The sequence below is a fragment of the Roseibium sp. genome (assembly GCF_025698965.1).
Classification (GTDB): domain Bacteria; phylum Pseudomonadota; class Alphaproteobacteria; order Rhizobiales; family Stappiaceae; genus Roseibium.
In genome coordinates this window covers 1-4,189 of sequence record NZ_JAILWL010000536.1, presented here as the reverse complement: position 1 = coordinate 4,189, position 4,189 = coordinate 1, and the positions used below count along the sequence as shown (strand labels likewise).

3 protein-coding genes are annotated in these 4,189 nt (G+C 53.8%); 2 read left to right on the top strand and 1 reads right to left on the bottom strand.

The window, feature by feature from the left end; translation table 11 throughout:
* Together K5905_RS28880 and K5905_RS28875 are read left to right on the top strand one after the other, a co-directional pair.
* Positions 1 to 106, top strand: a 106-nt coding sequence (locus tag K5905_RS28880) for a PQQ-dependent sugar dehydrogenase (protein ID WP_297590906.1), incomplete at its 5' end; no start/stop codon positions are given.
* Between the two features lie 328 nt (positions 107 to 434).
* On the top strand, positions 435 to 1,736 hold the full coding sequence (locus K5905_RS28875; protein ID WP_297590904.1) for a DEAD/DEAH box helicase: 1,302 nt from the start codon (positions 435 to 437) through the stop codon (positions 1,734 to 1,736).
* Between the two features lie 1,326 nt (positions 1,737 to 3,062).
* Here K5905_RS28875 and K5905_RS28870 read toward each other — a convergent pair.
* Positions 3,063 to 4,189 (bottom strand): electron transfer flavoprotein-ubiquinone oxidoreductase (locus K5905_RS28870; RefSeq protein ID WP_297590902.1); only part of this gene is annotated, 1,127 nt, incomplete at its 5' end.

Sequence of the window (4,189 nt, the reverse complement as noted above, 5' to 3'; positions counted from 1 at the left end):
CCTGGGAGAACGCATTCGCGACGTTCGGCAAGGTCCGGATGGTTTTGTTTATGTTCTGACCGACAGCGATGATGGTCAGTTGATCCGGCTGTTGCCACAGAAATGATCCCCGAACCCGCCGAAGGCATTTAATGAATTCAGGCAGTGTCGCTTGACATTTCATCTCCACCCTACGATATAGCGCCTGCAATCTCTGCCGCGTGAGCAGACTGAGCGCCCGGGAAGAAACGATAAACCGTTCCTGTGTGGCTGCGTACCGATTGCAAAGAACTTGAACCTAATGAGAGGTTCAACCAGTTCCCATGTCACGCAAGGGTCTGGCGGCAAAGAGCCTGCTGAATTCGAACAGGCTGCCGCAAACCAAAATCAAACTGCATTGGATGGCCAGTGCGGTACCCGAGCGTTTTGCGACGCTCGAACCCAAGGAATTTATTTTGACCGACTTTCAAAGCCTGGGACTTTCTGAAGGACTTTTGAGCGCAGTTTCCGAAAATGGTTACGATGCGCCAACGCCGATCCAGCTCAAATCAATACCGCTTATTCTGGATGGCCGCGACCTGATGGGCCTGGCTCAAACCGGAACCGGCAAGACCGCCGCATTCGGTTTGCCGCTGATCGACCGCCTGCTTGATGAAAACGTGAGACCGCAGCCAAAAGGCACGCGGGCGCTGATCCTGGCACCGACTCGCGAGTTGGTAAACCAGATCGCCAAGAACCTGATTTCCTTTCTGAAGAATACCCCCTTGCGAGTGACCTCTGTTGTTGGTGGTGTCTCGATCAACGGCCAGATCAAGCGTCTGACCAGGGGGACGGACATTCTTGTTGCGACGCCGGGCCGTTTGCTCGACCTGGTCGACCGGAAAGCCGTCGATCTCGGCACCGCCACCCACCTTGTTCTGGACGAAGCCGACCAGATGCTTGACCTTGGATTTATCCACGCTCTGCGGCGGATTGCCGGTCTGGTAAGGCAGGATCGTCAAACGCTGCTGTTCTCGGCAACCATGCCAAAGCAGATCAATGAGTTGGCGCAGTCTTATCTGAAAGACCCGGAACGCGTGGAAGTGGCGCCGGCGGGACGAACGGCTGACAAGGTTACCCAGTCTGTTCACTACATGGATCAAAAGACGAAGGGTGACTTTCTGCTAGCGCAGCTGCAGTCCAAGCCGGACGGCATGTCTCTTGTGTTCTGCCGGACCAAACACGGTGCGGAACGGCTCATGCGGAAACTGGCGCAAAACGGCGTTGCAGCAGGATCCATTCACGGCAACAAGAGTCAGAACCAGCGCGACAAGGCAATCCGCGACTTGCGTGAAGGCAGGATCAACGTGTTGGTGGCAACTGATGTGGCTGCGCGCGGCATTGATATTCCCGGCGTCAGCCACGTTTATAACTTCGAGCTGCCAGAGGTTGCCGAAGCCTATGTGCACCGGATCGGCCGTACGGCACGGGCCGGAGCGGAAGGTGAGGCCGTTGCCCTGTGCGCACCGGAGGAAATCGGCCTGTTTCGGCAGATTGAAAAACTTATCGGTATCGAGATTGCCGTGGCCAGTGGCGAAGTTCCACCGCTTTCGGCGGCTGCCGGACGCACCAAGCGCGGTGGAGGCAACCGGAACGGCAAACCGGGAGGCAACAAGAAGCCTTTCCGCAAACGGTCGTCTTCTGGTGACAATGACAATCGCTCTCAGGCAAAGCAGCAACGCCGTCGCCGGCCGAATAACCGCAAAAGTGCAGCTTAGGTCTCGCTTCGCCGGGTAATTTGGACGAAAAAAAGCACCGGGAAGTGGCCTTCCCGGTGCAAACCTTGTGGTCGATGGGTTCAGAGTGGAAGGCCGCTCTGAAGATTATTGTCAGATCCGCAAAGCCATTTCCGAAACCGCCGCGTTCCGTCAATGAATTTGCATTCTCCTTCCCCACAAGGCTTCCAACCGCAGTATGCGGTTCGATCTGCTACTTTTCCGGGGAAACACGGTTCGCCCATGTCAAATTTGCAGGTTGCGCCAAATATCTGCCGCATTCCAATCAAATTAGCCCCGTCAGAAGTAAACGTAGATTAACTCTCTTTGCCGCGCAAACATAATTGTGATCCAATAACGGCGTGTGTGGATAAGGGAAAAGTTTATTAAAATCAGATATTTATGATGTTCGTTGGCAAATTTGTTTGCGAGGTGTGACCAGTATTGGTTGCAGTGGCAGGTGATTAGGGGCGAGAAAACCTTATCTATCAAAGAATTGCGTGAATTATATACTTTTTCTATTGGTGTATAAAAAAATTTTATAAGTGAGGTTGGGGCGGTAAAATTCTGTTAGAGGGCTGTAATATAGTGTGAATTCTTTGCGATTTCTAACAGGGGCAAGAGCGCGACATGCCGCAAACACATGCCGAAGCCATGTGAAGCGCTCTATTGGCCGGTGACAGGTTGCATGCCGGATGACGCATTTCCAGCATTCTATAAGCGCGTTTTCTGGAGCCATAATAAAGTTTTATCATCGGCAATATTGGGTTGACCTTATCGTAACGTCACTGTATGTCCGCCGAATGTGAGGACATGGTTAATTGATTTTTGAAGACCACTGCCTCCAACAAGCCAGGCAAAAATCTGGAAATAAAGTGCACGTCGGCTCCATCGCGACCACCGACCCCATATAAATGCCCGCTTGGTTTTAGCGGCAACTTTCTTGTGGTGCGGACTGCATCGCACAGGTTTGCAGATGTGTGAATGTCTGCCGACCGTCGTGCGCTGCTGATAACCGCAACGGGCTGGCTCCAATTGCTTGCCTGATATGACCCATCGGCCGCAAGACAGCAGCACCGAGAAGGTTTCCTTTTCGGTGCTGCACTTTTTTTCAGCTTGAAGGTCAATGGGGCGTAGGTGTCGGGATATGACGCACACGAAGGCATCAAGTCACACTGAAAGACATCGTGTTGCTTGAGGCAGATGGGGTGATCACCGGACACATTCGGCGGCTCGTTGTTCGACCGCACCGGGCCTCACGAAAAAGCAGCCACACTGGTGAAAAGTGAGGCTGTTTTGTCTTTGTGGCGTTAAGAATGGCGTAGGTTATTACATGTTCGGGTAGTTCGGTCCGCCTGCGCCTTCCGGTACCGTCCAGGTGATGTTGCTGTTCGGATCCTTGATATCGCAGGTCTTGCAGTGAACGCAGTTCTGCGAGTTGATCTGGAAACGCGGTGCATCCTCACCTTCTTCAACCCATTCATAGACACCGGCCGGGCAATAGCGGTTGGACGGACCTGCAAATACATCGTGTTCGGATGTTTTCTGCAGCTGCTCGTCTTTCACCTTCAGATGGATCGGCTGGTCTTCTTCGTGGTTGGTGTTGGAAAGGAAGACAGACGACAGCTTGTCAAAAGAGACCACACCATCGGGCTTCGGATAATCGATCTTCTTGCAGTCTTTCGCAGGTTTCAGGGTTTCAGAATCCCGTTTACCGTGCTTCATCGTGCCGAAGAAGGAGAAGCCGAAGAGTTCATTGGTCCACATGTCCAGACCTCCCAGGCTGATGCCCAGCCAGGTGCCGAATTTGGACCAGAGCGGCTTGGCGTTGCGGACTTTCTTGAGGTCATCGCCAATCGGGCTGTCACGCCAGGCCGTATCGAAATTGGTTAGTTCAGTGTGGGCTTCGCCCCGTCCGATCGCTTCCATGACTTCTTCAGCTGCCATCATGCCGGACAGCATGGCGTTGTGAGAGCCTTTGATGCGCGGCACGTTCACCAGTCCGGCAGAGCAGCCCATCAACAGACCGCCCGGGAAGGACATCTTTGGCACGGACTGGTAACCGCCTTCGGTGATCGCACGTGCGCCATAGGAAATCCGCTTGCCGCCTTCAAAGGTTTCGCGGATGGCCGGATGGGTCTTGAAACGTTGGAATTCATCAAACGGGGACAGCCACGGATTCTCGTAATTGAGATGAACCACGAAACCGACGGCCACCTGATTGTCCTCAAGATGGTAGAGGAACGAGCCGCCACCGGTCTTGCCGTCCAGTGGCCAGCCGAAAGAGTGCTGAACGAGCCCCAGTTTGTGTTTTTCCGGGTCGATCTGCCAGAGTTCCTTGATGCCGATACCGAATTTGGGGACGTCGCTGTCCTTGTCCAACTGGTACTTTTCAATCAGCTGTTTTGCCAGGGAGCCCCGGGCGCCTTCGCCGATGAGCGTGTATTTTCCGCGCA